The sequence below is a fragment of the Allosphingosinicella sp. genome, assembly GCF_036403745.1.
Taxonomy (GTDB): domain Bacteria; phylum Pseudomonadota; class Alphaproteobacteria; order Sphingomonadales; family Sphingomonadaceae; genus Allosphingosinicella.
This window is the reverse complement of sequence record NZ_DASWQI010000019.1, coordinates 1-3903: the sequence shown is the minus strand read 5'-3', so window position 1 is coordinate 3903 and position 3903 is coordinate 1. Positions and strand designations below refer to the sequence as shown.

At 64.7% G+C, this 3903-nt stretch carries 5 protein-coding genes; 3 read left to right on the top strand and 2 right to left on the bottom strand.

Annotated features, from left to right (window positions below; translation table 11 throughout):
* The first annotated feature begins 10 nt into the window (after positions 1-10).
* The gene (locus VGC56_RS02570) at positions 11-148 is read left to right on the top strand and encodes a GTP-binding protein (protein ID WP_464123055.1); all 138 of its coding nucleotides are present in this window, start codon (positions 11-13) and stop codon (positions 146-148) included.
* A gap of 12 nt (positions 149-160) precedes the next feature.
* On the opposite strand, the gene VGC56_RS02565 is transcribed toward VGC56_RS02570, so the two are convergent.
* The gene (locus tag VGC56_RS02565; protein ID WP_464123054.1) at positions 161-343 is read right to left on the bottom strand and encodes a hypothetical protein; all 183 of its coding nucleotides are present in this window, start codon (positions 341-343) and stop codon (positions 161-163) included.
* A gap of 13 nt (positions 344-356) precedes the next feature.
* Positions 357-1556 (bottom strand): IS4 family transposase, encoded by a 1200-nt coding sequence (locus VGC56_RS02560; RefSeq protein WP_464123053.1) that lies wholly within the window; start codon positions 1554-1556, stop codon positions 357-359.
* 240 nt (positions 1557-1796) lie between these two features.
* Between VGC56_RS02560 and VGC56_RS02555 the strand changes: the two genes are divergently transcribed.
* Entirely contained in the window at positions 1797-2996 is a 1200-nt protein-coding gene (locus tag VGC56_RS02555) for an IS4 family transposase (protein WP_464123052.1), read from the top strand.
* Between the two features lie 13 nt (positions 2997-3009).
* On the top strand, positions 3010-3192 hold the full coding sequence (locus VGC56_RS02550) for a hypothetical protein (protein ID WP_464123050.1): 183 nt from the start codon (positions 3010-3012) through the stop codon (positions 3190-3192).
* Positions 3193-3903: the final 711 nt, after the last annotated feature.

The window sequence follows — 3903 nt, the reverse complement described above, 5'->3', positions numbered from 1 at the left end:
TATCAATGGCGTGCAGCACGTTATTCACCCGCCTATCCATCTGAATGCGTGGTCGGACGGGGATCGTAGCTCCCGCATCGTCTTCATCGTGCGGGGGCTTGCGCGGGAACCGATCGAGCGGTCGCTACGGGCGTTCCTGGGGCTTTAGCCCCAATACCGTTCAGTGGGTTTCGATCAAAATGTGATCGGCATAGATCAGGCGTTGTCTTGGGGGCAGGATCGGCTGAGCGCGCGCCCGCGTTGGAAAGTTGCTCATCTTGCGCTTGACGGCGCGCGGGTTGTGGCGCCCCCGGCTTTGGTCGGCGGGTCGCACCAGGATCTCGAGGAGGATCGCCTGTTCCATGCGCGTCCGGCCTTCAGGGGGAAAACGCGACATAGAAGGGAAGGTTACGCCGGACGATCTCGACCGTGTGCACGAAGGACAGCGTGTCGGGATCGCAGTCCGCCCGGCGGCTGGCCTGGTACATCAGCTGGCGGAGGGCGAAATGGGTCAGCAAAAGGCCGTAGAGCTCCTGCCGAACCAGGTCCGGGCGGCGCGAGCGCAGCATCAAGGGACCGCCGGGCAGCGTCACCTTGACCTCCTTCAGCACGGTCTCGTCCTCCCAGCGCTCATGGTACAGCGCCGCCAGTTCGCGCGCCGGCGCCGCCGCGGGGTCGAGGATCGTCGTGACCAGCCGGTAGAGCTGGTCGCCACCCGGCACACCGGGCAGCCGGTACTCGACGACGCGCACCGTTAGGCCGTCGCGGTCGCGCCGGCGATGCTGGGGCGAGGGGTACAGCCGGCTCAGGCCGGAGCCATCGTCCAGGCGCTGCAAGCAGGGCAGAACGTCCCCGCCGCGCACGCGCCAGAGCAGGTCGGCCCCAGTCGCCACGGCGTCGCGCCACAGGGCGTAGCCGAGGAAGCCCCGGTCAGCCAGGCACAGCATGCCCGGCCCGAGCTGCGCCAGGACCTCGCGCGCCAAGTGGACCTCGCTACTCGCGTAGCCGGCGGGGACCGCCGCGAAGATGGCGTGGGTGCCGGTCTCCAGCAGCGCTAGCAGGCGCAGTTGAGGGAAGCCGGTGTGACCGCGCGGAGCCGATGGCCGGCCGAACGCGCGCTCCAGATCCGGCAGGTCAGGCACGTCGAGCGTCGTCCCGTCGAAGCTGACCAGGCGGCGTCCGCGGTACCAGGCGCCCGGCGTGCCCGGCTCGGCCAGCGGCCGGGCAAGGCGCCGGAACAGCTCGCGCATCGGGGCTTCGCCCAGGCGCACCCGGGCTTGGGTGATCGCCGACTTGCACGCCAGGCCCAGGGCGGTGCCGTCCCAGTGCAGCCAGCGCAGTCCCTCCACCAATTCCCGCAGCACCGCGTCGTAGGAGGCGTGGGCATAGAGTGTCAGGGCCATCACGTAGTAGACCATGACGCGCGGCAGCAGCTGGCGCGCCCGCCATGCCACCCGCCCGGTGTCCCGCAGCACCGCATCCACCACGTCGGCCGGGACGAACCGGGTCAGTACCCCCAGCGTCACATGCTCACCAAGCCGCTGGCCCTCGCGCACGCCGCACCGTGTCCTGCCCATGGCGATCCTCCCCTGTCGCCCACCGCGCTTGATACGCCATCAACCGATCAGGCCCACAAGCCATCACCCCTCATCACACCAGCTTCCCGAAAATGCTCCTGAACGGTATTGGGTTTAGACGCAATACCGTTCAGCAGCATTTTATCTAATATGGTGGTCCAGATATGTTGGATGTTGGCAGAGGAGAATATTTTGTTGAAAGGGCAGTACTGGAGGTGCTTGGGGATGGAGTGAGCGGCCATGGGCCAGAAGGGTTGCTGTCGTGTTGAGGGTCGGCAGCTCAGCGAGCATGTGACACTTGGAGTTCTGACCAAAGCCGTGCCAGTGGCCGTGGTGGACGAGGTTCTCCAGCAGACCGGGCGGCAGAATTGGCGAGCGCGGCACCTGCTGCCGCGCGTCATGGTTTATTACGTGATGGCTCTGACGCTTTACGCGCACGCCTCGTATGACGCCGTGCTGCGCGAACTGGTGGAAGGGCTGCGCTGGCTGCGGTGGGAGGGCGCGGCCCTCGACCTGGTCTGCAAGTCGGCCATCACCCAGGCCCGGGTGCGTCTGGGCGAAGCGCCGTTGCGGGAGTTGTTCCGCCGTCTCGCCCGGCCGCTGGCCGAGCCGGGAGCACCGGGCGCGTGGTACCAGGGGCGCCGGTTGGTCAGCTTCGACGGGACAACGATCGATGTCCCCGATCTGCCGGCGCTGGAGCAGCACTTCGGCCGTCCCGCGGCCGCGCGTGGGAGCAGCGGCTTTCCGCAGCTGCGCCTGCTGGCGCTGCTGGAGACCGGCAGCCATGCTATCTTCGCCGCGGTCATCGCCGGATTTTCGACCGGAGAGGTCAGCCTGGCGCGGCGGATCGTGGCCGATCTCCGGCCGGGCATGCTGTGCCTGGCTGACCGCGCCTTTGTCGGCTACAGCCTGTGGCGGGACGCGGCGGCAACCGGCGCCGACCTGCTCTGGCGCGCCCGCGGCATCGCGATCTTTCCCTGTCTGGAGCGTCTGGCCGATGGCTCCTACCTGAGCCGTCTGTATCCCTCTCCCGACCACCGCCGACGCGAGCGCGATGGCCTGACGGTGCGGATCATCGAATACCAGATGCCGGGGGTCCCCGGGGGTGACCGGATCTATCGCCTGGTCACCACGGTTCTGGATCCGCGGATCGCCCCCGCCGCCGACCTGGCGGCTCTCTATCACGAGCGCTGGGAAGACGAAGGGGTGCTGGCCGAAGTCAAGGTGACGATGCCCGGCCAGCGGCTGATGCTCCGCTCGCGCCGCCCGGATCTGATCCTGCAGGAGGTCTACGGCCTTCTCCTGACCCACTTTGCCATTCGGCACCTGATGTACGAGGCCAGCCGACAAGCCGCGTGTGATCCGGACACGCTCTCCTTCAAGCACACGATCGAGATCGTCCGGCGCAACCTTCCCTTTTATGCCGCTTTTCCCCCCTGACGACCGCGCCCACATGGAGCAGACCCTTCTGATCGAGATCACGCTCCGGCCGGCGGACCGCAGCCGAGGTCGACACAACCCGCGCGCCGTCAAGCGTAAGATGAGCAACTTCCCAACCAAATCCCGCGCCCAGCCGCTCCTGCCTCCCGGACAACGCCTCAATTATGAAAATCATATTTCCATCAAATACCACTGAACGGTATTGGGTTTAGCAACGGCTATTCGTAACCAGGGGAGCCCTCCGTTCCAGAAGCCTTTTGAGAGGGCAACGATGATCCAGATGCAGGACGCATGGCGAGTGCCATGACCGGTGCCTGAATGCATGGGTCGGCATATTGTCTCAGATCGGCGGAGTTGGACCGGATCCGTCGCAACCCAGGCACCCTCCGTCGCATTTGATCTGTCAGGGGATTGGCAGGCGGCCCCGCGCCCTCGATGCGGTGCTCCAGGTGCAGCGGAACTCTCTACCTCTTACATCCAGCATCGGAGGTATCCTCATGCGAAGTGTCATCGATCGGCTAAAAACTTACGTGGAAAAGAATGTTAAAAGAGGTGAAAAGGTTTTGTGAATATAACTTTGACGAACGGCCATCAATTTGAAGGGTACATAAATCTTGATTATGATGAATTATCAGTAGAACTTACTACAAGTCCAGGCGGTGACACAATTTACATTGCCGTTCCGCATATCGCGTCCATTCACCGCAGACCTCGTAGGGTTCCAACTGACTTCTGACGCGATCTGATGCAGCAGGCCAGTTAGGCACCCCAGGATGACTACGATTAGCCGGCCACAGCACCTTCCGGTGCCGCTCGATACCACACAGGACGGCCCGGCTGACTGCCGCGGGGTGCGTTTCTGGGTCGATACGTGGAATGGCCCTAGTTCCTCTGCACAGTGATTTTG